Annotated in this window: 26 protein-coding genes; 8 read left to right on the forward strand and 18 right to left on the reverse strand. The window is 65.0% G+C overall.

The genetic code is table 11. The features are described 5' to 3' along the window. Window positions 1-17: 17 nt before the first annotated feature. Window positions 18-422, reverse strand: a complete 405-nt coding sequence (locus tag ACYCFC_RS18045) for a YkgJ family cysteine cluster protein (RefSeq protein WP_459652466.1) — start codon at window positions 420-422, stop codon at window positions 18-20. A gap of 158 nt (window positions 423-580) precedes the next feature. Between ACYCFC_RS18045 and ACYCFC_RS18050 the strand changes: the two genes are divergently transcribed. The 3 genes from ACYCFC_RS18050 to ACYCFC_RS18060 all read left to right on the forward strand — a co-directional run bounded on the left by ACYCFC_RS18050 (window position 581) and on the right by ACYCFC_RS18060 (window position 4,794). Beyond that, a complete protein-coding gene (locus ACYCFC_RS18050) occupies window positions 581-3,046 on the forward strand; it encodes a glycogen/starch/alpha-glucan phosphorylase (protein WP_459652467.1) in 2,466 nt (821 codons plus the stop codon). A 131-nt stretch (window positions 3,047-3,177) separates the two neighbouring features. Continuing rightward, window positions 3,178-4,188 (forward strand): class 1 fructose-bisphosphatase, encoded by a 1,011-nt coding sequence (locus tag ACYCFC_RS18055; protein ID WP_181083288.1) that lies wholly within the window; start codon window positions 3,178-3,180, stop codon window positions 4,186-4,188. Window positions 4,189-4,191: 3 nt separating this feature from the next. Continuing rightward, window positions 4,192-4,794 carry a DUF924 family protein gene (locus ACYCFC_RS18060; protein ID WP_459654026.1) on the forward strand — a complete coding sequence of 201 codons (603 nt, stop codon included), beginning with the start codon at window positions 4,192-4,194 and terminating at the stop codon, window positions 4,792-4,794. A gap of 128 nt (window positions 4,795-4,922) precedes the next feature. Here the strand turns inward: ACYCFC_RS18060 and phnN are convergent, their stop codons facing one another. After that, complete coding sequence (phnN, locus tag ACYCFC_RS18065) at window positions 4,923-5,474, reverse strand: phosphonate metabolism protein/1,5-bisphosphokinase (PRPP-forming) PhnN (RefSeq protein WP_459652468.1); 552 nt, start codon at window positions 5,472-5,474, stop codon at window positions 4,923-4,925. Window positions 5,475-5,529: 55 nt separating this feature from the next. Here phnN and ACYCFC_RS18070 point away from each other — a divergent pair, with 55 nt between their 5' ends. Beyond that, a complete protein-coding gene (locus ACYCFC_RS18070) occupies window positions 5,530-5,967 on the forward strand; it encodes a VTT domain-containing protein (RefSeq protein WP_181083358.1) in 438 nt (145 codons plus the stop codon). Between the two features lie 105 nt (window positions 5,968-6,072). On the opposite strand, the gene ACYCFC_RS18075 is transcribed toward ACYCFC_RS18070, so the two are convergent. The 16 genes from ACYCFC_RS18075 to ACYCFC_RS18150 all read right to left on the reverse strand — a co-directional run bounded on the left by ACYCFC_RS18075 (window position 6,073) and on the right by ACYCFC_RS18150 (window position 18,631). Then, complete coding sequence (locus ACYCFC_RS18075) at window positions 6,073-6,504, reverse strand: GlcG/HbpS family heme-binding protein (RefSeq protein ID WP_459652469.1); 432 nt, start codon at window positions 6,502-6,504, stop codon at window positions 6,073-6,075. Between the two features lie 11 nt (window positions 6,505-6,515). Beyond that, on the reverse strand, window positions 6,516-6,755 hold the full coding sequence (locus ACYCFC_RS18080; RefSeq protein WP_459654027.1) for a 2-hydroxymuconate tautomerase: 240 nt from the start codon (window positions 6,753-6,755) through the stop codon (window positions 6,516-6,518). Further along, entirely contained in the window at window positions 6,752-7,546 is a 795-nt protein-coding gene (gene dmpH, locus ACYCFC_RS18085; RefSeq protein ID WP_312957458.1) for a 2-oxo-3-hexenedioate decarboxylase, read from the reverse strand. The genes ACYCFC_RS18080 and dmpH overlap by 4 nt, the downstream gene beginning before the upstream one ends. Next, window positions 7,543-8,580, reverse strand: a complete 1,038-nt coding sequence (dmpG, locus tag ACYCFC_RS18090; protein WP_459652470.1) for a 4-hydroxy-2-oxovalerate aldolase — start codon at window positions 8,578-8,580, stop codon at window positions 7,543-7,545. Before dmpG ends, dmpH begins: the two co-directional genes overlap by 4 nt. A 10-nt stretch (window positions 8,581-8,590) precedes the next feature. Then, the gene (locus tag ACYCFC_RS18095; RefSeq protein WP_312957454.1) at window positions 8,591-9,529 is read right to left on the reverse strand and encodes an acetaldehyde dehydrogenase (acetylating); all 939 of its coding nucleotides are present in this window, start codon (window positions 9,527-9,529) and stop codon (window positions 8,591-8,593) included. 14 nt (window positions 9,530-9,543) lie between these two features. Then, complete coding sequence (dmpE, locus tag ACYCFC_RS18100) at window positions 9,544-10,329, reverse strand: 2-oxopent-4-enoate hydratase (protein ID WP_459652471.1); 786 nt, start codon at window positions 10,327-10,329, stop codon at window positions 9,544-9,546. A gap of 1 nt (window position 10,330) precedes the next feature. Then, the gene (locus ACYCFC_RS18105; RefSeq protein ID WP_312957450.1) at window positions 10,331-11,188 is read right to left on the reverse strand and encodes an alpha/beta fold hydrolase; all 858 of its coding nucleotides are present in this window, start codon (window positions 11,186-11,188) and stop codon (window positions 10,331-10,333) included. Between the two features lie 10 nt (window positions 11,189-11,198). After that, window positions 11,199-12,659 carry a 2-hydroxymuconic semialdehyde dehydrogenase gene (locus ACYCFC_RS18110; protein ID WP_459652472.1) on the reverse strand — a complete coding sequence of 487 codons (1,461 nt, stop codon included), beginning with the start codon at window positions 12,657-12,659 and terminating at the stop codon, window positions 11,199-11,201. Between the two features lie 25 nt (window positions 12,660-12,684). Continuing rightward, entirely contained in the window at window positions 12,685-13,608 is a 924-nt protein-coding gene (locus ACYCFC_RS18115; RefSeq protein WP_312957446.1) for a catechol 2,3-dioxygenase, read from the reverse strand. 48 nt (window positions 13,609-13,656) lie between these two features. Continuing rightward, window positions 13,657-13,971, reverse strand: coding sequence for a 2Fe-2S iron-sulfur cluster binding domain-containing protein (locus ACYCFC_RS18120; protein ID WP_459652473.1), 315 nt, complete (start codon window positions 13,969-13,971; stop codon window positions 13,657-13,659). A gap of 10 nt (window positions 13,972-13,981) precedes the next feature. Then, a complete protein-coding gene (locus ACYCFC_RS18125) occupies window positions 13,982-15,043 on the reverse strand; it encodes a 2Fe-2S iron-sulfur cluster-binding protein (RefSeq protein WP_459652474.1) in 1,062 nt (353 codons plus the stop codon). 10 nt (window positions 15,044-15,053) lie between these two features. After that, window positions 15,054-15,413 carry a phenol hydroxylase subunit P4 gene (locus ACYCFC_RS18130; protein WP_459652475.1) on the reverse strand — a complete coding sequence of 120 codons (360 nt, stop codon included), beginning with the start codon at window positions 15,411-15,413 and terminating at the stop codon, window positions 15,054-15,056. A gap of 65 nt (window positions 15,414-15,478) precedes the next feature. Next, window positions 15,479-17,014, reverse strand: coding sequence for an aromatic/alkene/methane monooxygenase hydroxylase/oxygenase subunit alpha (locus tag ACYCFC_RS18135; protein WP_312957438.1), 1,536 nt, complete (start codon window positions 17,012-17,014; stop codon window positions 15,479-15,481). 14 nt (window positions 17,015-17,028) lie between these two features. Beyond that, window positions 17,029-17,298, reverse strand: a complete 270-nt coding sequence (locus ACYCFC_RS18140; protein WP_312957436.1) for an MmoB/DmpM family protein — start codon at window positions 17,296-17,298, stop codon at window positions 17,029-17,031. Between the two features lie 12 nt (window positions 17,299-17,310). Further along, window positions 17,311-18,300 (reverse strand): aromatic/alkene monooxygenase hydroxylase subunit beta, encoded by a 990-nt coding sequence (locus tag ACYCFC_RS18145; protein ID WP_459652476.1) that lies wholly within the window; start codon window positions 18,298-18,300, stop codon window positions 17,311-17,313. A gap of 58 nt (window positions 18,301-18,358) precedes the next feature. Continuing rightward, on the reverse strand, window positions 18,359-18,631 hold the full coding sequence (locus ACYCFC_RS18150) for a phenol hydroxylase subunit (protein WP_459652477.1): 273 nt from the start codon (window positions 18,629-18,631) through the stop codon (window positions 18,359-18,361). A 437-nt stretch (window positions 18,632-19,068) separates the two neighbouring features. Here ACYCFC_RS18150 and ACYCFC_RS18155 point away from each other — a divergent pair, with 437 nt between their 5' ends. From ACYCFC_RS18155 to ACYCFC_RS18170, 4 genes are all read left to right on the forward strand, one after another. Continuing rightward, window positions 19,069-20,769, forward strand: a complete 1,701-nt coding sequence (locus tag ACYCFC_RS18155; protein ID WP_312957429.1) for a sigma-54-dependent Fis family transcriptional regulator — start codon at window positions 19,069-19,071, stop codon at window positions 20,767-20,769. Window positions 20,770-21,040: 271 nt separating this feature from the next. Continuing rightward, the gene (locus ACYCFC_RS18160) at window positions 21,041-22,051 is read left to right on the forward strand and encodes a WD40/YVTN/BNR-like repeat-containing protein (RefSeq protein ID WP_459652478.1); all 1,011 of its coding nucleotides are present in this window, start codon (window positions 21,041-21,043) and stop codon (window positions 22,049-22,051) included. Window positions 22,052-22,062: 11 nt separating this feature from the next. Then, the gene (locus ACYCFC_RS18165; protein ID WP_459652479.1) at window positions 22,063-24,522 is read left to right on the forward strand and encodes an efflux RND transporter permease subunit; all 2,460 of its coding nucleotides are present in this window, start codon (window positions 22,063-22,065) and stop codon (window positions 24,520-24,522) included. Between the two features lie 44 nt (window positions 24,523-24,566). After that, on the forward strand, window positions 24,567-26,450 hold the full coding sequence (locus ACYCFC_RS18170) for a DUF1302 family protein (protein ID WP_312957423.1): 1,884 nt from the start codon (window positions 24,567-24,569) through the stop codon (window positions 26,448-26,450). The last annotated feature ends 1 nt before the right edge of the window (window position 26,451 follow it).

Below are 26,451 nucleotides of genomic sequence, written 5' to 3' on the forward strand. Positions count from 1 at the left end.
CTTCCCGAGGCCGTCTATCAGCGTGCGACGGTTTTCTGCTGATAGGCGCAGTAACCGGGCCTGGGGCCGATTCCGGGGTGGTTGCGACAGGTATCCGGACGCTTGGCGTAGACCGTGCACAGGCGCGTCTGCCGGTCGAGATAGAGGCAGTCGCCGTTGGCCAGACGGGTGAGGGTGAAGATGCCGTGCTTCTGGTTGAAATGCTCGACGATGCCGGCCTTGCTCAGTCGCCTGGCGATGTTCTTCGCCGGCTCTTCCCGCTCGAAGGCGTCGACCAGTTCCAGGCGGATCAGGTCGTCGATGCGCACTTCCACCGGCAGCGTGCAGCAGGTGGCACGACAGTCGCGGCACAGACCGTTGCTGTAGCGCGCCCAGGTTTCCAGGCGGTCGGGGTCGGCAGAAGCGATCAGTCGGGTCTTCACGGTGCGCAATTCGGTAATGAGGGCGCGCGATCATAACGGGGCGGGGTGGAATTTCCAGTGAAACCGACGAGTCGAACCCCGACAGATGGTTACCCGCAGCCGGGTCAAACCTGCAAACCTCTCACATTGCCATTCGCGCAGCGCTACGAGGCCCGTCCATGACGCAACAATCGCACGCACCCTCCGCCGATGAAGTCGAAGCCTTCCGCACCACCATTCTCGCCAAGCTGACCTATTCCATCGGCAAGGACCCCGAGCATGCCTCCGATCACGACTGGTTCGAGGCGGTGGCGCTGGCCACCCGCGACCGCATGATCGATCAGTGGATGGACCGCACCCGCGAGAGCTATCGCCAGGGCAAGAAGCGCGTCTATTACCTCTCCCTGGAATTCCTGATTGGCCGGCTGCTCATCGACAGCCTGAGCAACCTCGGGCTGCTGGAAACCGCCCGCCAGGCGCTGGCCGGGATCGATGTCGATTTCGAGCGCATTCGCCTGACCGAGCCGGATGCGGCGTTGGGCAATGGCGGCCTGGGGCGGCTGGCCGCCTGCTTCATGGAAAGCATGGCCACACTGGGCATCGCCGCCCATGGCTACGGCATTCGTTACGATCACGGCCTGTTCCGCCAGGCCATCGTCGATGGCTGGCAGCACGAGCAGACCGAGACCTGGCTCAATTTCGGCAATCCCTGGGAGTTCGAGCGGCCCGAAGTCAGCTACCTGATCGGCTTCGGCGGCAGCGTCATGGCGTTGCCCGCCGAAGCCCCCGGCAAGGAGCCCAAGCATTTCTGGCACTGGGCCGAAGGTGTGCGCGCCATTGCCTACGACACGCCGGTGGTGGGCTGGCGCGGGGCCAGCGTCAACACGCTGAGGCTGTGGCGCGCCCGTGCCGAGGCGGATTTCCATCTGGAGCGCTTCAATGCCGGCGACCATGTCGGTGCGGTGGCCGAAGGCGCCCGTGCCGAAAGCATCTCGCGGGTGCTCTATCCCGCCGACAGCACCGAAGCCGGCCAGGAGCTGCGCCTGCGCCAGGAATACTTCTTCGTCGCGGCGTCTCTGCAGGACCTGTTGCGCCGGCACCTGGATCAGCGTGGTACCTTGCTGAACCTGCCGGAATTCGCCGCCATCCAGCTCAACGACACCCACCCGGCCATCGCCGTGGCGGAGCTGATGCGGCTGCTGGTGGATGTGCAGGACATCCCCTGGGACAAGGCCTGGGAGCTCACGGTCGCGACCCTGTCCTATACCAACCACACGCTGCTGCCCGAAGCCCTGGAAACCTGGCCGGTGGGCCTGATGGAGCGGTTGCTGCCGCGCCACATGCAGATCATCTACCTGATCAACGCTCAGCATCTGGATGCCTTGCGCGAGCGCGGCATTCAAAATCTCGAACTGCTGCGCTCGGTGTCGCTGATCGAGGAAGGCAATGGGCGCCGGGTGCGCATGGGTAACCTGGCGTTTCTCGGCTCGCACTGCGTCAATGGCGTCTCGGCGCTGCATACCCAGCTGATGCGCGAAACGGTGTTCACCGACCTGCATCGGCTGTACCCCGAGCGCATCAGCAACAAGACCAACGGCATCACCTTTCGCCGCTGGCTGTACCAGTCCAACCCACAGCTGACGAGCCTGCTGGTCGAGCACCTGGGCAGCGCCCTGCTCGATGCACCACAAGCCCTGCTGCCCAGGCTGGAACCCTTTGCCGAACAGGCGCAGTTCCGCGCACGCTTCGCCGCCCAGCGCCTGGCCAACAAGCAGCTGCTGGCACACATGATCCAGGAAAGCCTGGGCATCTGCGTCGATCCCACGGCCTTGTTCGACGTTCACGTCAAGCGCATCCACGAATACAAGCGGCAGCTGCTCAACCTGCTGCATACCGTGGCGCTGTACCAGGCGATTCGTTCCGATCCGGGCGGCGACTGGGTGCCACGCGTGAAGATCTTCGCCGGCAAGGCGGCGGCCAGTTATCACACCGCCAAGATGATCATCAAGCTGACCAACGACATCGCCCGCACCATCAACGACGATCCGACCGTGCGCGGCCTGCTCAAGGTGGTCTTTCTGCCCAACTACAACGTCAGTCTGGCCGAGCGCATCATCCCCGCGGCAGACCTTTCCGAGCAGATATCCACCGCCGGGCTGGAGGCCTCGGGCACCAGCAACATGAAATTCGCCCTCAATGGCGCGCTGACCATCGGCACCCTGGATGGCGCCAATGTGGAAATGAGTGAACAGATCGGCCTGGAGCACATGTTCATCTTCGGCCTGACCGCGCAGGAGGTGGAAGCGCGCAAGCAGGCCGGCGAATACAACGCCGAAGCGACCATCTTCGGTTCGCCGCGACTCAGCGAGGTGCTGCTGGCGATTCGCGACGGCGCTTTCTCCGCCGAGGATCCGGGCCGCTACACGGCGCTGATCGACGGTCTCAAGTGGCAGGATACCTTCATGGTCTGTGCCGACTTCGAAGCCTACTGGCAGGCGCAGCTGGACGTCGAGGCACGCTGGCGCGACCCCGACAGCTGGTGGCGCTCCGCCGTGCTCAATACCGCGCGCACCGGCTGGTTCTCCTCGGACCGGACCATCCGCGAATACGCCGAGGATATCTGGAAGGTGATGCAGGCCGGGTAATGCGCCACCGCCCGGCGAGTGGTCATTCACCGTTTCGCTGAACTCCTGCAGACCATGGTCGGTCTGAGGGAGATTAGTAGCCCCGTGCCCTGCTAAACTGCGCGGGTTTTCCCCTCTCCCGGAGTCATTCCATGTCACGCGTAACCCTGAGCCGCTACCTGATCGAGCAGACTCGCAGCAACAACACCCCTGCGGATTTGCGCTTCCTCATCGAGGTTGTGGCGCGGGCGTGCAAGGAAATCAGCTACGCGGTATCCAAGGGCGCGCTGGGCGGCGTGCTCGGCAGCGCCGACAGTGAAAACATTCAGGGCGAGGTACAGAAGAAACTGGACGTGCTGTCCAACGAGATCCTGCTCGAAGCCAACGAATGGGGCGGCCACCTGGCCGGCATGGCCTCCGAGGAAATGGACAATGCCTACCAGATTCCCGGCAAGTACCCCAAGGGTGCCTATCTGCTGGTATTCGACCCGCTGGATGGCTCATCCAACATCGACGTGAACGTGTCGGTCGGCACCATCTTCTCGGTGCTGCGTTGCCCTGGCGAATGTTTCACCCAGAACGATGCCCTCGGCGAAGAGGCGTTCCTTCAGCCAGGCACCAGGCAGGTCGCCGCCGGCTATGCCATCTACGGCCCGCAGACCATGCTGATGCTGACCTTGGGCAACGGCGTGATGGGCTTCACCCTGGATCGCGAGCTGGGCAGCTTCGTGCTCACCCACGAGAACATCCGGGTGCCGCACAGCACCGCCGAGTTCGCCATCAACATGTCCAACCAGCGCCACTGGGACGAGCCGGTCAAGCGCTATGTCAGCGAACTGCTGGCCGGAGAGGAAGGCCCGCTGGGCAAGAACTACAACATGCGCTGGATCGCCTCGATGGTGGCCGACGTGCATCGCATCCTCACCCGTGGCGGCCTGTTCATGTACCCCTGGGACGCACGTGAGCCGGAGAAGCCCGGCAAGCTGCGCCTGATGTACGAGGCCAATCCCATGTCCTTCATCATCGAACAGGCCGGCGGCGCTGCCACCAATGGCCAGCAGCGCATCCTCGACATCCAGCCGACGTCCCTGCACCAGCGCGTGCCGGTGTTCCTCGGCTCGCCGGAAGAAGTCGAGCGTGTCACCGGCTATCACAAGGGCTGAATGATGCGCGCGCCGTGGCAGGACTTGCTGGACTGGTGGTTTGGCCAAGGCCGCACGGCGCAACAGATCGTCAACGAAAAACATCGGCTGTGGTTCGGCTACAAACCGGAGCAGGACCGTGAAGCGCGTGAGCGTTTCGGCGATCTGTGCGAACAGGCGCTCGCCGATGGCCTGCAGGAGTGGACTGATTCCGAGCAGGGTTGGCTGGCGCTGATCCTGCTGCTCGACCAGCTGCCGCGAATGCTCCATCGTGGCACGCCACGGGCATTTGCCGGTGATGCGCGTGCCCGACAACAGGTCAGCGACGGCATGGCGCAGGGACGCGACAGGTTGCTCGCGCCCCTCGAACGGGTGTTTATCTATCTGGTGCTGGAGCATGCCGAGAACCTGGCCGATCAGGATCTGGCCGTGGCTCAGTTCATGGCGCTGCGCGACATGGCTGCCACAGAAGAACGGCCCGCTTTCGATGAGTTTTTCGACTTCGCCGAACGTCATCGCGACGTGATCGCCCGCTTTGGCCGCTTCCCCCACCGCAATGCGATCCTTGGCCGCGTGTCGAGCGCAGCCGAGCAGGATTATCTCGCGCGACCGGGTTCCGGGTTCTGAAAGGCTATGCCCGGTTAGCCGTTCCGGGCGTGAGGAACTTCGTATGGGGGCGGACTGTCATGCCCGGATAAGGCTCTTGGGATGTCGGGTTACGCCTTCGGCTAACACGACCTACGACAATCCGAGCTTCATACCTCAAGGAGGTGCAGAAACTTCTGTGCCGTCAGTTCGAGATCGCCGGAGTTGTCCAGCAGATGCAGGTCGTTCGCCGCGCTTTCAAAGCGGGCATTGCGTGCCAGGCGTTGCTCGATCTGCTCGGGCGTTTCGCGCTTGCGCGCCAGCAGACGCTGGCGCAGCACCTCGGGCCTGACGCTCAGCAGCACCACGAGCAGATCGGGATAGCGCAGGCGCGCCTGGGGCAGGTAGCCACGCGAGCCGTTGACCACGACATCGCTGCCTTCGGCCAGCCACTGCTCGATCTGCAGCGGAATGCCATAGGCCAGGCCGTTGGCCCGCCAGCTCATGGCGAAGGCGCCGCTGGCCTCGAGGCGCTCGAACTCGTCTTCGCTTGCCGCCTGCGCGTCCTCGCCAAGCGACTGGGTTTGAGTCTGGGCCGAACGGGTGATGACCCGCCGGGCAATGCGCACGCCACGCGCGGCCAGGCGCTCGCGTGCGGCATCGAGCAGGCTGTCCTTGCCCGAACCGGAAGGACCGATGAGATAGATCAACCTGCCTTTCATGCAATTCCTCTGGTACTTTGCCGCCCGCGCCGCTGGCAACCGAACGGTAAAAAACGTGCTCGACCTTTCCGCCTACCTGGGCCTGTTCATGGCCGCCTTCGCCGCCGCCACGCTGCTGCCGGCACAGTCTGAGGCGTTGCTGGTCGGGCTGTTGCTCAGCGAAAACTTCTCCGTCGCGATCCTGCTGCTGGTGGCCACGCTGGGCAATGTGCTGGGCTCGCTCGTCAACTGGCTGCTGGGGCGCTCCATCGAACGCCTGCGTCACAAGCGCTGGTTCCCGGCGAGTCCGCAGCAGCTGGAAAAAGCCCGACGAAGCTACCACCGCTACGGGCGCTGGTCACTGTTGCTGAGCTGGGTGCCGATCATTGGTGACCCGTTGACTCTGGTCGCCGGCATGCTGCGCGAACCCCTGTGGAGTTTCCTCCTGCTGGTGACTCTGGCCAAGGGCGCGCGCTATCTGGTGCTGGCGGCGGTGACGCTGGGTGGGTTGTGAGCCTTGCCGAGACTGCCCGGATGGTGGGCAACCGTAGGGCCGAACCTGTTCGGCCATCGCGCCTGAATGGGCCGCCAGTAGGCGTCATCCGTAACTTTTTGAGCTCTAGGTCTCTTCGCTGAACAGCGCCGCGAGCCCGGCCTTGGCGCAGGCCTCGTCCTGTTCTTCCGAACCGCCGGAAACGCCGATGCCGCCGATGCACATGCCATCGACCAGGATCGGCAGGCCGCCGCCGAATACCACCAGCCGGTCGCGGGCCGGCAGGCCGATGCGCAGCCGGGGGTTGTCGCCGAGTACGTCCAGCCAGTCGCGGGTCGGAAAGCCGAAGCTGGCGGCGGTATAGGCCTTGTCCACGGCGATGCCTTCGGAATGCAGGAAGGCGCCGTTCATGCGCAGGTAGGCCAGGGTGTGCCCGGCGTGATCGACCACCGCCACATGAATGCGGATGCCCAGCGCGGCAGCATGCGCGGTGGCGGCTTCGGCGGCGTGCTGGGCGGCCTGCCAGTGCAGGTCGGGTTCGACGAACTGGATGTTCATGGCTTGATCTCTCAGCGCCTGACCTTGCTGGCCGGTTCGCCGCCAATGCCGAAATGGTTCTTCGGCATCTCGGTGATGATTACCCGCACGTTGGCCAGCGGTGCGTCCAGCGCGCGTGAAATCGCCTCGCTGACCTCGCGGATAAGGGTTTCCTTCTGTGTGTCGCTGCGGCCTTCGAGAATGTGTATCTGGGCAATGGGCATGGTCGCTCCTCGGGAAAAGGCCGCCCCATGAGGCGGCCATGGGCTCAGATGAAACGGGCGGACACGCTGCCCAATCCCTGGTAACGCACGCAGATGTTGTCGCCCGGCGCCACCGCCACGGCGGCGGTGATGCCGCCGGTCATGATGAAGGTGCCAGCCGGGATATGTTCGCCGCGTTCGGCCAGCAGGTTGGCCAGCATCGCCACGCTGGACAACGGGTGGCCGAGCACCGCGGCGCCGGCGCCGACTTCCACCACCTCGCCGTTCTTCTCCATCACCACGCCGAGGGTGCGCAGGTCGACGTCCTCGAGGCTGGCCATGCGCCCGCCGGTGACGAAGCGGGTCGAGGAAGCGTTGTCGGCCACCACGCTGATCAGGTCGAACTTGAAGTTCTCGTAGCGCGAATCGATGACCTCGACGGTCGGGATCACATAGTCGATTGCCGCGATGACGTCGCCGATATGGCAGCCCGGCCCGGTCAGCGGCGCCTTGGTGACGACCGAGATTTCCGCCTCGATTTTCGGGTGGATCAGCTTCGAGCAGTCCACGGTGCCGCCGTCCGGCACACTGAAATAATCGGCCAGAAAGCCATAGATCGGTGTTTCCACGCCCATCTGGGCCATCTTCGCCCAGGAGGTCAGGCCCATCTTCAGGCCTACGATCTTGTTGCCACGGGCTTGCTTGCGCCGGCGGATTTCCCACTGGATGTCGTAGGCATCGGCGAAGGTCATTTCCGGATAGTCGTTGGTGACCTTGTGAATGTCATGAGCCTGCAATTCGGCGTTTTCCACGTGCTCGGCCAATGCCAGCACCTGTTCGGGATTCAGGGTACGTTTCATGCGTGTTGCTCCTTGCGGGCTGCCAGCAGGTCGAGGGCGACGTCGACGATCATGTCTTCCTGGCCGCCGACCATGCGGCGTTTGCCCAGTTCTACGAGAATGTCCAGCGTCTTCAGGCCGTACTTTTCGGCGGCCACTTCGGCGTGACGCAGGAAGCTGGAATAGACGCCGGCATAGCCGAGGCCGAGGGTTTCACGATCGACGCGCACCGGACGGTCCTGCAACGGTCGGACGATATCGTCGGCGGCGTCCATCAGCGTGTAGAGATCAGTGCCATGGTTCCAGCCGAGGCGCTCGGCGGCGGCGATAAAGACTTCCAGCGGCGCATTGCCGGCGCCTGCGCCCATGCCGGCGAGGCTGGCGTCGATGCGGTCGCAGCCTTCTTCCACCGCGACGATGGAGTTGGCCACGCCGAGGCTGAGGTTGTGGTGGGCGTGCATGCCGGTCTGGGTTTCCGGATTCAGCACCGCCTTGAAGGCGCGCATGCGGTCGCGGATGTCGTTCATGTTCATCGCGCCACCGGAATCGGCCATGTAGATGCACTGTGCGCCGTAGCTCTCCATCATCTTGCCCTGCGCCGCCAGTTGGTCGGCCGGAATCATGTGGCTCATCATCAGAAAGCCGACGGTGTCCATGCCCAGCTCACGGGCGTATTCGATGTGCTGCTTCGATACGTCCGCCTCGGTGCAGTGGGTGGCCACGCGCACCGATCGCGCGCCAGCGTCATAGGCGGCTTTCAGGTCATGTACGGTGCCGATGCCGGGCAACAGCAGCACGGTGATCCTGGCGTGCTGGATCACATCGGCGGCGGCTTCGATCCACTCAAGGTCGCTGTGCGCACCGAAACCGTAGTTGAAGCTGGAACCCTGCAGACCGTCGCCGTGGGTCACCTCGATGGAGTCGACGCGGGCCTTGTCCAGCGCGCGGGCGATGTCCTGCACGTTCTGCGTCGAATACTGGTGACGGATCGCATGGCTGCCGTCGCGCAGGGTTACGTCGGAGATATAGAGTTTCTTGCCGGGGTTGAAGGTCATGGCTCGGTCCTCAGGCGTTCAGCAGCGACTGCGCCATGCGTTCGGCGGTAGCCAGCGCGGCGGAGGTCATGATGTCGAGGTTACCGGCATAGGCCGGCAAGTAGTGGGCGGCACCTTCGACTTCGAGGTAAATCGAGGTCTTCAGGCCGCTGAATGTGCCGAGGCCCGGGATATGCAGCGGCGCGGATTCGGGAATCACATCGAACTGCACTTTCTGCTTGAGGCGGTAGCCCGGTACGTAGGTCTGCACGGCGCTGACCATTTCCTCGACGCTGGCCTCGACCTGTGCCTGGTTTACGTCCTCGGACAGCACGAACACCGTGTCACGCATGATCAGCGGCGGTTCCGCCGGGTTCATGACGATGATCGCCTTGCCCTTGGCCGCTCCGCCGATCACTTCGATGGCCTGGCTGGTGGTCTCGGTGAATTCGTCGATGTTGGCGCGAGTGCCGGGACCCGCCGATTTCGAAGCGATGGAGGCGACGATCTCGGCGTAATGCACCTTGGCCACGCGCGATACCGCAGCCACCATCGGGATGGTGGCCTGGCCGCCGCAGGTGACCATGTTGACGTTGAGCTTGGCCAGATGCTCCTCCAGATTCACCACCGGCACGCAGTAGGGACCGATGGCCGCCGGGGTCAGGTCGATCAGGCGGATACCGGGTTTGGCACGACGCAGCAAGGCATCGTTCTGCACATGGGCGGAGGCACTGGTGGCATCGAAGACGAAATCGATGTCAGCGAATTCCGGCAGGTTGATCAACCCTTCCACACCCTCATGGGTGGTCGCCACGCCCATGCGCCGGGCGCGGGCCAAGCCATCGGAAGCCGGGTCGATACCGACCATGGCGCCCATTTCCAGGTGCTGTGCGTTGCGCATCACCTTGATCATCAGGTCCGTGCCGATATTGCCTGGGCCGATGATCGCTACTTTCAGTTTCTTGCTCATCAGGCTGTCCTCGATCAGATGAAGCGCACGCTGGCGCTGCCGATGCCGCCGATCTCGACGCGCATGAAATCACCGGGCTTGACCGGCTCCAGCGGCACCAGCGAACCGGAGAGGATCACCTCGCCGGCTTTCAGGCCGATGCCGAAGTGGCCAAGGGTGTTGGCCAGCCAGGCCACGCAGTTGACCGGCGAGCCGAGCGCGGCGGCGCCAGCGCCGGTGGAGAGCAGTTGGCCGTTCTTCTCCACCAGCATGCCGCAGGTGACGAGGTCGACCCGGCGCGGCGAGACGGCCTGGTCGCCGAGCATGAACAGGCCGCAGGAAGCGTTGTCCGCCACGGTGTCCTGGATCCTGATCTGCCAGTCCTGGATGCGCGAGTCGACCACCTCGAAGCAGGGGATCACGCATTCGGTGGCGGCCAGCACGTCGGCGTTGGTCACACCGGGGCCCATCAGGTCCTTCTTGAGAATGAAGGCGATCTCGCCTTCGGCGCGCGGCTGGATCAGTTTCTCGCTGATCGGCATGGCCTCGCCGCTGCTGTAGACCATGGCGTCGGTGAGGTAGCCGAAATCCGGCTGGTGCACGCCGAGCATGTTCTGCACGGCCTTGCTGGTGACGCCGATCTTCTTGCCGATTACCCGCTCGCCGGCAGCGATGCGCCGTTCGAGCATGCGCAGGGAGATGTGGTAGGCGTCCTCGATGTCGATATCGAAGCCGCGGCTGGTCAGCGGCGTGACGGTCTCGCGCTGGACCATCGCCTGGTAGAGCTCGTCGCCGAGCTCGTTGATCAATGTCTTGTCCATATCAGTCTCTCTCAGGGATGGCGGCGTCGGCCTCGGCGAGGAAATCCTCGACCAGGCGGGCGAAACGCTCGGCGTGTTCGATCTGGGTCCAGTGGCCGCAATGGCCGAAAACGTGCAGCTGGCTGTTGGAAATCAGCCGGGCCAGGGTCAACGAGGCTTCGAGGGGAATGATCTGGTCCTCGCGGCCATGAATGACCAGCGTCTCGTGGGGCAGGGCGCGGATGTCGGCCTCGTCGCTGGCTAGGTCGTCGACGCCGCACTGCCGCGGTGGCGGGAACATGGCGGCGAAGGATTCCTGAAAACCCGGGCGGATGCTGGCCTGGTAGCGCAGTTCGGCCAGTTCGTCGGTGACCAGGCTGCGGTCGAAGGCGAACAGGTCGAGCAGTCGGCGCATGCTGGCCAGCGACGGGGTGTAGCCCCAGGCCGCTTCCAGCCCCGCGGTGATCGGAAAGCTGACGCCGACGCTGCCCATCAGCACCAGCCGCCGTACCCGTTCGGGATGGCGGATGGCCAGGGCCAGCGCCAGGCCGCCGCCGAAGGAGTTGCCGACGATATCGACCTGCTCGATGCCCAGCGCATCGAGCACGCCGAGGGCATGCTCGACCCAGCGCCGCTGGTCGTAGCGCTGGTCGACCGGGCGCTCGCTGTAGCCGAAGCCGAGCATGTCCGGGGCGATCACCCGGCGCGTGCGCGCCAGCTGCGGGATGATCCCGCGCCAGTTGGCCCAGGCCGTCACGCCCGGCCCGGAGCCGTGGATCAGCAGGACCGGAGAGCCCTCGCCCTGATCGTGCAGGTTGGTGCGGTAGCCGGCGGCGAGGATCTCGCGCCCGATTTCCGGGCTTGGCTGGGGTGCATTCATGGTCGGACCCTCAGAGCTTCACGCAGACGTTTTTCAGCTCGGTGTAGAACTCCAGCGAGTGCACTCCGCCCTCACGACCGATGCCCGACTGCTTGGCGCCGCCGAAGGCGGTACGCAGGTCGCGCAGGAACCAGCTGTTGACCCAGACGATGCCGGCCTCGATCTGCCCGGCGACGCGATGCGCGCGCGAGGCGTTCTCGGTCCAGATCGCCGCGGCCAGGCCGTAGGGCAGGGCGTTGGCCAACGTGACGGCTTCCTCTTCCGTGTCGAACGGACGGATATGGCAGCAGGGACCGAAGATTTCCTCGGTGACCACCGCCGAGTCGTCGGGCAGGCCGGTCCAGATGGTCGGCTGAACCCAGGCGCCGCCGGCCAGGTGCGCCGGCATCTGCGGCACGCCGCCGCCGGTGACCACCGTAGCGCCTTCGTCCGAAGCCTTCTGGTAGTAGCTGAGCACCTTCTCGCGGTGCTTGAGGCTGACCAGCGGGCCGAAGTTCGCCTCCGGATCGTTCGGCTCGCCGATTACCAGCGCCTCGGCACCGGTCTTCAGGCGCGCGACGAACTCATCGAAAATCGACCGTTCGACGTAGACCCGCTCGGTGCCCAGGCAGACCTGGCCGCAGTTGGCGAAGGCCGAGCGCAGGGTGCCTTCGATGGCCTTGTCCAGGTCGCAATCGGCGAACACGATGCCGGCGTTCTTGCCGCCCAGCTCCAGTGACACCTGGCGCACGCCCCTGGCGGCGGCGCGCATGATGGTCTCGCCGGTGCCGGTTTCGCCGGTGAAGGTGATGCCGTCGACGTCCGGGTGCGCGGTGAGGAAGGCCCCGGCCGAGTTACCGCCGAAGCCATGCACCACGTTGTAGACGCCGGCTGGCACGCCAGCTTCGTTCATCACCTCACCGAGCAGCGCGGTGGTGCTCGGGGTTTCCTCGGACGGCTTGACCACCACGGTGTTGCCGCAGGCCAGCGCCGGGCCGACCTTCCAGGTCATCAAGAGCAGCGGCAGGTTCCATGGGCTGATCACGCCGATCACGCCTTTGGGCCGGCGCACCGCATAATTGACCGCTCCGGCGCCGTCCGGCGTGGCCATCTCGAAGGCCTCGGTAGCGACGTTCCTGATCAGATCGGCGAACACCTTGAAGTTGGCCGCGCCGCGCGGAATGTCGATATGGCTGGCCAGCGACCTCGGCTTGCCGGTGTCCCGGCATTCGGCGTCGAGGAATTCGTCGAAGCGCGCATTGATGCCGTCGGCCACGCGATGCAGGATCTCGCTGCGCTCGGCCACGCTCATCCGCCCCCAGGGACCTTTGAGTGCGGCGCGCGCGGCCTTGACCGCGGCGTCGACCTCGGCCTCGCCGGCCTCGTGGACCCGGGCGATGACCTGGCCGCTGGCCGGGTCGACGTTGTCGAACAGCCTGCCGCTGGCCGAGCCCACGTATTCGCCGTTGATGAAGTGTCTGATTTCTTTCATGTGCACGCTCTTAGCAAAGGGCAAGTCAGGTCAGTGCGGTGAGGAAGCGCTCGTTGAGCTGGCGGTCGTGGTAGAAGATCGCTTTGCCCAGCTGGTCGGTGGTCCAGGTCACGGTGGGCTGGTCCGGGTAGTGGTAGTCGCCGCCGGCGAACACCTCGTTGCGGTTGCCGGACGGATCGAAGAAGTAGATGGTCTTGCCGTGGGTCAGGCCGTGGCGGGTCGGGCCGATGTCGATCGAGGTATCGGTCATGCTGATCAGGTCGGCGGCGCGCAGCACGTCCTCCCAGCTCTCCAGATAGAACGAGACGTGATGCAGCTTGCCCTTCTCGGCATGCTGGATGAACGCCAGGTCGTGGGCCTTCATGCTCAGGGTGAGGAACTGCGCGATGCGCGTGCCCTCGGGGTCGAGCACCTGCTCGGCGAGGCTGAAGCCGAGCACCTCGGTGAACAGCCGCAGGGTCTCCGGCAGCTCGTCGCCATACAGCAGGGCGTGGTCGAAGCGGGTCGCGCGCATGCCCTTGAGGCCGCGCGGCCATGCCTCAGGGTTGACCTCCGAGAGCCCCCATTTGCCGGTCATCTGCTTCTCGGCGTAGAGCTCGAAGCAATGGCCGGAAGGCGAGTCGAAGCGGATGCGCCGACCGCAGCCCTTCAGCTCGCCCGCCGGCAGGCTCTCGATCAGGCAGCCGAAGGCCACCAGCTCCTCGGCAAGCCGACCGAGGGTGGCGTCGTCGACGACCTTGAAGCCGATGAAGTCCAGGCCCGGCTCGTCGGCCTCGCGCAGCACCAGGGAGAATTTGTCGGTTTCGGTCCAGGCCTTGAGGTAGACGCGGCCGCTGTCGTCGCGGTCCATCTCGATCAGGCCGAGCAGTTCGACGTAGTGTTCCAGGGCCTGGGCCATGTCGAGGACGCGCAGTTGGGCGTGCCCGGGTCGCAATACACCTTTTTTCATTTCGAAGACCTCTTGTCTTTGTTGTGGGTCGAGCCGTGTTGCGGTGAATCAGGACTGTCCGGCAGCGCCTTGCGGCGGCGCCGGAGTGCGTTCGATGGCCAGGTCGCTGCGCGGGAACAGGCGGCAGGCCAGGACCTGGCCTGCCGCCTTCGCCGTGTCGGGCACGTGCCGGGCGCTCATGCGCCCGCAGGCGAACTCGCCGCTGAGCACCCGCACCTTGCACAGGCCGCAGCCGCCGCCGCGGCAGCCGACCGGCACGCAGTGCCGCTGCTGTTGCTCCATCGCCTGCAGCACGCTCTGCTCGGCACCGCAGGAAAAGCTGATGCCGCTGCCGACTTCGGTGACGCGATAGGACGGTTGCATGGCCTTCACCTCAGATGCGCTTGAACAGGGCGGAGCGGGTAGTCTCGACGGCGCCGTCGGCGGCGCTATAGAAGCGCTCCATGAAGATGTCGCGTTCGAACAGCCGGCCCTGCATCAGCGTGGAGATGGCCGCGTCGATCATCGGCGGCGGGCCGCACAGGTAGGCCTTGTGGCCGCTGAAACGACCGTCGAAATGCGCCCTGGCGGCGTCGTGGACGAAGCCCTTGAAGCCTTGCCAGGACGGATCGTCGGCGGCCTGGCTGAGCGCCGGCACGTAGCTGAAGTTGGCGTGCTCGGCGGCCAGGCTCTCGAACAGCTCGCGGTTGTACAGTTCGGCGACATTGCGTGCGCCCTGGAACAGGGTGATCCGCCGCGTGTCGCCCTGCGCCAGCAGGTCGAGGATCATCGACTGCGGACTGGACAGGCCGGAGCCGCCGGCGATGAAGATCAGATCCCCCGGCTGCGAGGCGCGCACGAAGAACTGGCCGTAGGGGCCGGACAGCCTGAGCCGGTCGCCGACCTGCAGCTGGTCGTGGATGTAGCCGGTGGCGGCGCCGCCCTCCACCAGGCGCACGTGCAGCTCCACCTCGTCGGGCCGGCTCGGCGGGTTGGCCAGGGAGAAGGCGCGGCTGCCGTCGATGCCCGGCAGCTCCAGGTTGACGTACTGTCCGGCCTGGAAAGCCATTGGCCGGTCGAGCCTGAGCCGCACGCCCTTGATGGTCGGCGACAGCGATTCGATGGCGATGACGCTGGCGTCATAATCCTCCACCGGATGGCCGGCGAAGTCGGGGTCGACCTCGATGTCGGCCTCGATGGTCGCGTCGCTCTGCACGGTGGCGCAGCAGGCCAGCACCTTGCCCTCGTCGCGCTCCATGTCCATCAGGGCGAAGGGCGAGGCGGCGCCGACGTCCACCTCGCCGTCGAGCACCTGCACCTTGCAGGTGGCGCAGGTGCCGTGGCCGCAGGCGAACGGCAGCCACACGCCCTGGCGCAGGGCGGCCTGGAGGATGGTCTGGTCTTCCTCGACGTCGATGGTCTCGCCGGTCGGCTCGATCGTGACTTGGTAGCTCATGGCCCAATCCTCAGCTGCAGGAACCGGCGATGCCGTTCAGCCCGGGGGTGTCCAGGCGCAGCATGTCCTTGTGGCGCAGGCCGTTGGCCGCCAGGCTGGCGTCGAAGTCGGGCTGGAACGGCGCGTCGTTGAGATACCAGCTGGCGCGGTACAGGTCGGCCTCGGCGCTGTCCGGGTGGGCGGCGATGGCCGGGCGCAGCACCTGCTCGATCAGCTCGGCGAAGCTCTGCGTCGGCGCCACCAGCAGGGCGAAGGGCGAGCAGAACATCAGGTGGCGATCCCAGCCGACGTACAGCAGCTGGTTGCCGTGGAAGTTCTCCTGGCGGTCGAGTGGCGTGAATGCGTAGGCGCCGATGGTGTTGATGGTCATCAGGGTGTCCCTCTTGTTCTTGGAATCGGGCGACGGGGCGCTGTGGCGCCCCGTGATGGCTGGGCTCAACCGGCCTTGGGCAGCTTCTCGGTCGGCGCCTCGCCACGCCAGGCCTGCCAGCGGCGCTGGTCCGGCGAACCCTCGTAGTCGAAGTTGTCCTCGCCGATATTGATGTTGTAGTAGTCGCGCACCACCGACTCGACGTCGGCGCCGCCACAGTTGCCCTGGTAGATCTGGTGCACCGGCAGCCAGGCCTGCACGTACTTCTGCGGCTCGTTCCGGAAGATGTCGCAGCAGCCGTCGGAGCAGAAGTGGTAGCGCTCGCCCTCGTGCACGTGGCTGCGATGGCTGAGGCGGGTGGGGTCGCCCGGTTCGGTGAAGATCACCGGGATCTGGCAGATCTGGCACAACTGCGGCAGGGTGCCGTTGTAGAAGCGTTCGCCCTTCTCCTGCTGTTCGCGCCAGAAGGTGAAGCGTTCGCGGTAGTACTTGTCGAAAGTCTCCGGGTACTTGGCCGAGAGCCAGTCCATCTCCTCGTCGCTGGGCATCCAGGTGTGGAAGTTGGTGGCCTGGCTGTACTGGTAGAAGGTCGCCCAGGCCTGGTGCGAGACGTGCTGCTTGGCCTCGGCGCACTGCTCGACGTACTTCGGCGGGCGGATGCCGTAGCGCTCCAGGTCCTTGAACAGCGCGCCGCCGGCCTGCTCGAAGTAGACCTCCCAGGCCTCGGCCCAGGACATCACCTTGTTCGGCAGCATGTAGTCCATCATCATCCCGACCAGCGACAGCAGGCGGTTGCCGCGCCAGAACCACTTGTCGATCCAGCCCTGGATGATCGGCACGTTGTCCTCGTGCTGTTCCAGCAGGAACTTGATCACCTCCAGGCCCAGGGTCATGTGCCGCGCCTCGTCGGACTGCGCCGAGAAGCCGAAGGTGACGGTGGCCATGTCGCCGTTGTAGGCGGCGCCGGACATGAACGGCACGAACAGCAGGTTGGTCAGCACGTACTCGAAGGAGAACGAGATCGCGGTGAGGAACTCGAACGGCCCGGCGCTGCGCGCATCGTCGAAGAACGATTTGGGCACCGAGAGGAACCACACCCGGTCGTGCATGTGGGAGAAGTCGTGCAGACCGTTGAAGTGCTTGTTGTAGTGGCTCATGGCATGCACTTGCGTCTGCACGTGGCGCAGCTCGTCGATCGCCTGCATCTGGCAGGCGACCCGCGCGCCGGCGCCGCCGAAGTGCCGACCGACCCGGGCGAAGCCCTGGAACGCCTGGTACTCGCAGGGGCTGATGCCGCCGAGGAACAGCTTCAGGGCGTTGACGTAGCGCGCGTCGGAGATGCTTTGCTGGCCATTGTTCTGGGCGAAGGCGTCGAGGATGGCGTAGAGCTTCTTCTCCTTCTCCGCCTGGTATTTCCAGTAGGCGTCCATGGTCAGGCGGAAGGGGTCCTCCCACTTGTCCCAGTCGGTGATCTTGATCCCCTCGAAGCGCTCGTAGGGGTAGATGTCTTCCTTCTTCTGGTAGCTGGGCTCCCAGTCGAGGTCGCGGGTCAGGTAGCGGTACTTGTCTTTAAGGCCGAGTTTCTTCTTGTTGTCGCTCATGGCTTGGCTCCCAATCAGTTCTTCCACTCGAGGACGAAGCGTTCATCGTCCTCGTCGACGTTGCCGCCGATGGTGATCACGTCCAGCAGCATTTCCTGTACGTCCCAGTCGCGACCGAGTTTCTGCTCCATGGTGTCGCGGCGGATCTCCAGGCGGCCTTCGGCCTCGATGCGGACCATCGCCGGCTGGTGCTGGACCACGGCGTGGGGGTTGTCCTCGACGATGGCGTCCACCAGGTAGCGGGCGTTGTCGTTGTCCTGCAGGGCGATATAAACGAGTGACATGGCGGCTTTCCCTTACTGGTTGAACAGGCCGAGTTTCTTCAGCCGTGTGGCGAATGCCTGCTGCACCTCGGCCAGGGCCTGCTGGCCGGGGCCGACCTCGGCCAGCGGCGCCAGCGCCTCGACCACGCGGCCTTGCCACTGCTCGATCCAGGCTTCTATCTGCGCGCGGTTCTCCGCGCTCTCGGCGGCCACGCTCTTGACCATGGCGTCCACCCAGCGCGAGGTTTCGGCGAACCAGGCGCGCATGAATTCGGTGAGCAGGCCGACGTCGCCGGCGCCCTCGGCGCTCAGGGTCTCGTCGAACTTCTGGTAGATCAGCGGGAACAGCAGGCCGTCGCTGACCAGGTTCTGCAGCAGGCTCAGCTCGAACCAGTCCTCGACCACCAGGCTGTCCTCGACCAGGCGGCGCAGGCCCTGCCATTCCGGGGCATGCAGCCATTGCTGCTTGGCCGCGACGAGGGACGTGCCAGTGCCGCCGTCGAGCAGCAGGCCGATGCGCGACAGGTACTGGGCTACCCCTAAGCGATCCATGGCGTGGTAGATGTGCATCTGGGTGACGGTGGTGGCGAAGCCGTCGGCGGCGATGCCACTGTTGTTCATGTTGGCGCCCAGTTCGGCGTGGCGCAGTGGTACCAGCAGTTGCAGCACGCGCTGGCGCTGCTGTTCGGGCAGGCGTTCCAGCAATCCGCGCTTCTCGCAGAAGGCGAACTCGTGCTCGGTGGTCTCCTGCATCCGTGCGCGAGTCTGCACGTAGGTGCCGTAGTAGAACTGGCGCGGGTCGCCGACGGCGTACCAGTCGCGCATGCGCAGGCAGGTGCGCGTGGGATCGTTGAGCTGCTTGTCCGGCTGCCACAGCGGGCGATAGTGGAAGTTGATCGTCGCTTCGATGTCGTAGCTGGCCTCCTGATAGCGGCTGGCCGGCTTGTCGCCGAAGCGGCGGCGGATGTGGCTGAAGGTCTGGCGGATCGGCTCCACCGTGTTCGTCTTGATCTCGATACTCATTTCGACCGTACCTTGATTGTTTTTGTGGTGTCCGGTTAATACGTGGGTGTGCTGTAGCTCAGGATTGGGCGGATTTCGGCATGCGGCGCCCGGCATCGCCGAAGCGCCACTTGATCATGTCCGCATCCACCGTCGCGGCCATCTCGGCGTCCATGTGCTCGACCCGGTTGTGGTGGCAGAAGACTTCGAACGACTCGCGCGGCAGTACCAGCTCGACGAACAGATCGGGCGAGCCGATGGCGAAGTCGAACTCGACGAAGCGGGCATCGGGCTCACTGCGTACTCGAACGTAGCGCTTGAACTGTTCGAAACTGTTTTGCGATACGGCCATTGCGTTTTCTCCGGTTGAGCTGCTTGCCCTAATCCCTTGAGCAATGCCTGTGCCAAAGGCTTCTGAGGAAACAGGGGAATAAATTAAGCATTTGAAATAAAAGGATTTATTGCGTCAGTTTCGATGTTTTGAACGTTTCGGGGAGACGCTGGCAGGGTTCGGCGGAAGGAGGTGAGGAAGGCGAAATTGATCAATTGATCAATCGCATTGGCGTGTATTGCGCAAATGCTTCAAGGGCGGTCGGGATTCGCCCCGACCCTGGCGAAACGTCGAAGGATTTAATCATTTGGTTGAATTTTTTCCGGCAAAAGCATTCCATCTATTGCCCATGCCGTGACCCTGCGGTCATCAACGGCGCGCCCTGCCGATCCGAAGCCGGATGCCCTTCCGCCAGGATCGGATAAACCCCAGAACAACAATTAAGGGGAACAGCCTGAATGGCCATCAAATACAAGCCCGAGCTGAAATATTCAGATTTCCAGGACCTCAGCAACCAGATCCGTTTCGTCAGCACCGAAGGCAAGGTCTGGCTTGGCGAACAGCGCATGCTGCTGATGCAGCTGTCGTCGCTGGCCAACTTTCGCCGGGAAATGGTCAGCCTGCTCGGCGTCGAGCGCGCCAAGGGGTTCTTCCTGCGCCTGGGCTACCAGTCCGGGCTCAAGGACGCCGAGCTGGCGCGCAAGCTGCGGCCCAACGCCAGCGACCTGGATATCTTTCTCGCCGGCCCTCAGCTGCATTCGCTCAAGGGCCTGGTGAAGGTGCGCCCGCTGGAGGTGGACATCGACGTCCAGAGCGGGCGCTTCTATGTCGAAATCGAGTGGATCGATTCCTTCGAGGTGGAGATCTGCCAGACCGAGCTGGGATTGATGGAAGAGCCCGCCTGCTGGACGCTGCTCGGCTACGCCTGCAGCTACAGCTCGTCGTTCATGGGGCGCGAGATCATCTTCCAGGAAATCAGCTGCCGCGGTTGCGGCGACGACAAGTGCCGGATCATCGGCAAGCCCGCCGAGGAATGGGACAACACCGCCGAGTTCAAGGCCTATTTCAAGAGCGACCCGATCATCGAGGAGCTCTACGAGCTGCAGACCCAGGTCGCGCACCTGCGTCACCGGCTGCAGAAGCACAACGGCCAGTACTACGGGATCGGTCAGTCGTCGGCCTATCAGCGCATCTGCCAGACCATCGACAAGGCGGCGCGCGGCAAGGTCTCGGTGCTGCTGCTGGGGGAGACCGGGGTCGGCAAGGAGGTGATCGCACGCAGCGTGCACCTGCGCAGTGAGCGTGCCGACCAGCCCTTCGTCGCAGTGAACTGTGCGGCGATTCCGCCAGACCTGATCGAGGCGGAACTGTTCGGCGTCGACAAGGGCGCCTACACTGGCGCCGCGCACGCACGCGCCGGCCGCTTCGAGCGGGCCAATGGCGGCACCATCTTCCTCGACGAGGTGATCGAACTCACGCCACGGGCTCAGGCCACCCTCTTGCGCGTATTGCAGGAAGGCGAGCTGGAGCGGGTCGGGGGCGATCGCACGCGCAAGATCGACGTGCGGGTCATCGCGGCGACCAACGAGGACCTGGGCAAGGCGGTGCAGGCCGGGCGTTTCCGTGCCGACCTGTTCTACCGGCTGAACGTCTTTCCGGTGCAGATCCCGCCGCTGCGCGATCGCAGCGAGGACATCCCGCTATTGGCCGAACATTTCCTCAACAAGCTGCACGAGGAATACGGCAAGAAGACCCTCGGCCTTTCCGATCGGGCGCTGGAAGCCTGCATGCACTACCAGTGGCCGGGCAATATCCGCGAGCTTGAGAACGTCATCGAGCGCGGCGTGATCCTCACCGACAACAATGAAAGCATCAGCGTCGAGGCAATGTTCCCTGGGCTGAGCATGGCCGGCGGCAATGGCGACAGCCTGTCCAGCGCTGGCGAACTGATCCAGCAGAAGCCGACCGTCGCCGATGGCTGGCTCGAACAGATCTTCGCGGCAGGCGTTCGTCTGGAAGACGTCGAAGCTACCTTGATGCGCGAGGCGATGAACCGCAGCGGTCAGAATATTTCCCGTGCCGCCCGGCTGCTGGGGCTGAGCCGCCCGGCGCTCGCCTACCGCTTGAAGAAGATCGAGACCGCCGATCCGAGCGAATAGCCGCCTTCCATCCGGGCAGGGAAGAACTGCTGCCCGGCACGCCACGAATTGATCAAATCGATAAGCCGGTGGGCAAATGTGATGATTTGCTCAAACCGGCTTATGCCCCTGCTTGTGGAAGGGTTATCCCGCGCTTTCCGCGAATCTTAATAAAGTCTTTATAAATCAATGCTTTGAATAAAGCGCAAGGCAACTGCTGCGCCATGGCACAGCGGTTGCTATGGCCAGGACACCGCTGTTCAACAAAAACAACCAGTAGTGGTGACCTGTAATGCCGCATTTACCTGCATCCGTGCGCAGTGCCGCCGGTCTATGCCCCAACGCCTTGCGCAAATTTCCCCTGCTGCTGGGCCTGCCTGTCCTGCTGACCGGCTGCGAAGCCGCCCTGGAGATGGGCGAGGTTCAGTCGCAACTGCAGCAGGCCAGCCAGCGCATCGACTTCTACCAGGCCATGGCCAGCAACCCGCGGGTGACCCTGGTGGCCGGCAACGACGGCGTGCTGCTCGCCAGCGCCGACCAAGGCGCCAGCTGGCAACGCCGGCAGATTGCCCGCGACGCCAACATCATCGACCTGGATGCCTGCGCCGACGGCAGCTTCATCGCCCTCGATTTCGCCGGCAGCCTCTGGCACAGCGCCGACGACGGCCAGCGCTGGACGGCCGTCGAGCTGCCCAGCGAAGAACAGATGATGACCGCCAGCTGCGCGCCGGATGGCGGCTGGTGGGTGGCCGGCAGCTACAGCACGCTGCTCAGCAGCTCCGACCAGGGCCAAAGCTGGGACAGCAACAGCCTGGACGAGGATGCCATGCTGACCACGCTGCAGTTCCTCGATGCCGAGCGGGCCGTGGCCACCGGCGAGTTCGGCCTGGTGTTCACCAGCGAGGATGGCGGCGCGAGCTGGAGCCCCGCCGGCGCCCTGCCCGACGAGTTCTACCCGCACGCGGCGTATTTCCGCAGCCTGGACGAAGGCTGGGTCGGCGGCCTCAACGGCTTCATCTACCACACCGCCGACGGCGGCGAGAACTGGCAGCGCCAGCGGACGTCGACCAGCGCGCCGATCTTCAACTTCAGCGCCAGCCAGGACGGCCTGTTCGCCATCGGCGACCACAGCAGCGTGCTGCGCCTGGCCGGCAACCGTTGGCAGGCCCTGCCCACCCCGAACGAGCCGGTCTACCTGCGCGCCGCCGGAATCGCCCGCGGCCAGCTGACCGTGGCCGGCGGCAAGGGCCTGCTGCTGTCGCTGGATATCCGTCCGTCCCTGACCGCCGCCCAAGTCCAGTGAGGTCATAGATCATGTCCCTGCACCACTTCACCCACGTGTTCTACCTGGCGAAGGTCTGGCTGTTCCGCCATCCGCGCACGGTCCTGGCGATCATCGCCGCGCTGACGCTGTTCTTCGCCCTGCGCATCCCGCTGCTGAAGATCTATACCGACTTCGCCGACCTGCTGCCGCAGGAGCATCCCTACATCCAGCTGCACAACGGCATCAAGGACACCTTCGGCGGCGCCAACGTGCTGGTGATCGGCGTCGAGTTCGCCGAGGGCGACCTGTTCAGCAACGAGAACCTGGCGACCATCGACCGCGTCACCCAGGCGGTGGACAGCCTGCCGGGGGTCAACCACAACCTGGTCAGCAGCCTGACCCACCGCAACTCGCGCAAGATCTGGCTGACCGAGGTCGGCAGCATCAACTCCGAGCCCTACTACCAGGCCGAATTCGGCCCGCTGAGCGACGAGCAGCTGGCCGCGATGAAGGCCGATGTGGTGGCCAACCCGCGGGTCTACGGCCCGCTGGTCTCGACCGACCTCAAGCTGGCGCTGGTCAAGGCGCAACTGATCGAGGGCCAGCTCGACTACGAGCAGACTTTCGCCCAGCTGCAGGCGCTGCGCGAGACCGAGACGCGCGCCGGCGTGACCCTCTATGCCACCGGCCAGCCGGTGCTGGTGGGCTGGGCCTACACCTACATGGACCAGATCCTGCAGATATTCCTGTTCACCGTGCTGGCGATGCTGGCGCTGCTGCTGTTCCACTTCCGCAAGGCCTACGGCGTGCTGATCCCGCTGGGCGGAGTGATGATCTCGACCATCTGGGGCCTGGGCATCATCAGCCTGCTGGGCTACAACCTCGATCCGCTGGGGCTGGTGATTCCCTTCCTGGTCGCCGCCCGCGCCATGAGCCACGGCGTGCAACTGGTGGAGCGCTACTACGCCGAGGTCAGGCAGCTCGGCGACGGCCAGCTGGCCGCGCGCGCCACCTTCGACAGCCTGTTCCGCCCCGGCACCCTGGGCATCGTCACCGATGCCATCGGCCTGGCGCTGATCGCCATCGGCTCCATCGCGCTGAATACCAAGCTGGGCATCTACGCCTCGCTGTGGGCGACCACGGTGATCTTCTCGGTGCTGATCGGCGTACCGCTGCTGCTGTCGATCCTGCCGACTCCGAAAAACGCCGAGATCAAGGAAACCCTGCTGCGTCATATCGGCGCCACCTGCGCGGTGACCATGGCCCGCCCCGGCGCGGCCGGCAAGCTGCTGGTCCTGGCCGCGCTGGCGATACTCGCCGGCGGCTGGGCGGCGGCAAAGGTGACCATCGGCGACGCCGAACCCGGCTCGCCGATCCTCTACCCGGAGCACGACTACAACGTCTCGTCGAAGGAGATCAACCGGCGCTTCCCCGGCTCCGAGGAGCTGTACCTGATCGCCGAGCACGAGGAGAAAGGCGGGATCAAGCGTCCCGAGGTGCTCAAGGCGCTGCAGTCGCTGCAGGCGCACATGCTCGCCGACCCCTCGGTCGGCGGCAGCAAGGGCCTGCCGGACCTGATCAAACAGGTCAACCGGCTGATGCACAACGACGATCCGCGCTGGTTCCAGATCCCCCACGACGCCGACTACGTGGGCGGCCTGATGTTCACCTACATGGCGTCCAGCCCGATTCCCGGCGCGCTCAACGAGTTCAACGACACCGACGACCGCGTCGCCAACCTGGTGTTCTACTACAAGGACCGCCAGGGCGAGACCATCCGCCGCGCCATCCACATGGCCAAGCAGTGGATCGCCGAGCATGGCGAGGAGGTCCCCGGCCTGAGCATCCGCCTGGCCGGCGGCACCCTGGGCGTCGCCGCGGCGATGAACGAGTCGGCCTTCGAGACCAACCTGCTGGTCCTGCCGCTGGTGTTCCTGCTGATCTTCGCCTTCGTCATGCTCTTCTACACCAGCTGGCACGCCGGCCTGATGATCCTCATGGCGATGCTTTTCGCCACCGTGCTGACCTACGCCTACATGGGCCTGGCGGGGATGAGCATCGACATCAACACGGTGCCGGTGATCGCCGTGGGCATCGGGGTCGGCATCGATTATTCGATCTACATGATGGATCGCATCCGCGAGGAGATCGTCAAGGCCGGCAACCTGGCCGCGGCGGTGCAGCGCGCCATCACCACCACGGGCATGGCGGTGAGCTTCACCGCGATCACCCTGATGGCCGGCATCGTCATGTGGGTGCTGCTCTCCGACCTGCGCTTCCAGGCCGATGCCGCGCTGCTGCTGTGCGTGATGATCGTCCTCAACGGCTTCGCCTCCATGCTGCTGGTGCCCGCCTGGGTGCTGGTGTTCAAGCCGCGCTTCATCACCGATGCCTACGTGGACGCGGACGGCATCATCCACGCCGACCACGACCTGTCCGATGAATCCCTGCCGGAGGCTCCGCAGCGGGCCGACGGTGGGCTGCCGCACGGGGCGGTGCGCCCGGCCTGAGGCCCGCACGCACCATCCCGACCATGATCGCAAGAGGAACTGCCATGCAGAAAACAACAAGAACGAACCTGCGCAACCTGGGGCTCGCCATGCTCGGCGGCACCGGCGTGGCCCTGATACCGCTGGCCAGCGCGCTGGCCGAGGAGCAAACCCGCTACACCGGCTTCTACGAGAACGCCACCCACGTGCGCGACTCGGCCGGCCTGTCGAAATTCCGCAATACGCTGCAACTCAACGCCGACCGCGCCCTGGAGGATCGCGGCGGGTTTCGCAACATCAAGTTCCACGGCACCTTCCGCGGCAGCTACGACGGCGTCTACGACCTCAACTCCAGCGAGTACGGCAGCGGCGCGGGCGGCGCCATTTCCCTGGAGAACAGCGCGGCGGGCAACAGCGTGCCCCACGGCGGCGGGCTGAAGCTGCCGTATACCTTCGATCCGGCCAGCAATCCCAACGAAGGCATGCGGGTGCTCGGCGACCGGCTGCACAAGACCCGTGGCGGCGTTGCCTTCGGCGTACCGGTACGGCCCTGCGACAAGGACAGCCGCGGCTGCATCGACGACTACCTAGACTACGACAGCAACGACCTGCGCTTTCCCGAGTTCAACGAGCGCCTGGACTTCGTTCGCGAGCTGTACCTGGACTTCGACCACGGCCTGGCCAACGGCGACATGGTCAGCTGGCGGGTCGGCAAGCAGCAGGTGATCTGGGGCCGCACCGACCTGTTCCGCGTGCTCGACGTGATCAACCCGGTGGACTTCTCGCGCAACAACATCTACGACGAGCTGGAGGATATCCGCATTCCGATGTGGATCGCCAAGGCCGACTGGCGCATGGGCGCGGGCGAGCTGTTCGACGACCTCAACCTGTCGTTCGTGTGGAATTTCGACAAGTTCCGCCCGCACAACCTCGGCCAGTGCGGCACGCCCAACTCGATCCTCGACGCGGCCTGCTTCTTCCGCGGCATGAACAACCTCTGGGAGAACGGCGGTACCGTGGCCAACTTCGCCGGCGGCGCCCTCGCCACCGATTTCGGCCCCGGCCAGATCGGCATCCGCAAGGCGCACATGCCGTCGTGGAGCCTGTCCAACACCCAGTTCGGGGTGAAGCTGGAAGGCGTCTACGGCGACTTCGGCTTCAGCCTCAACGCGCTGACCTACCGCTCGCAGCTGCCGTCGCTGCGCGGCGGCATCCCGGCGCAGAATGGCTTCACCGGCGAGACCGCGGTGTGGCCGAGCCTGATCGCCTTCGACATCCACTTCCCGCGGGTCAACCTGATCGGTGGCTCGCTGGACTACTACTCGCAGGCCATCGATACCGTGTTCCGCTTCGAAGTGGCGCACACCTCGGGCGAGGAATTCGCCAACACCCTGCAGTCGCGGCTGTTCTCCGAATCCGACGTGACCCGCTACGTGATCGGCGCGGACAAGAACATCTTCATTCCCTTCCTCAACCCCGGCCGCGCCTTCCTGTTCTCCGGCCAGCTGTTCGGCCAGCACATCCACGAGCACCAGGAGGAGCGGCGCGCGCTGGGCAAGGTCGGCATGCCCGACTGGGAACAGAACTGGATCGCCACCCTGCTGATCAAGGGCTGGTGGATGAACGACCGCCTCAGCCCGCAACTGCTCGCCGCCCACGACTTCAAGGCCCGCGCCACCGCCATCGCGCCGAGCGTCGAGTACCTGTTCAACGACAACCTGCGGATCATCGCCGGCGCCAACGTCAAGGTCGGCCGCGGCGCCCGCGAGTACGACGACTGCCGCACCTGCAATCCCTGGGACCCCTTCACCGCCGGCGGTGCCGGTCATCCCGAGGGCTACAGCCTGGGCCTGACCGGCTACGAGCCGCTCGGCCGCTTCCGCGCCGGCCCCATCGGCATGGCGCAGAAGGAAGACGAACTTCAACTGACGCTGCGCTACAGCTTCTGAT

The organism is Stutzerimonas sp. NM35 (assembly GCF_054604355.1).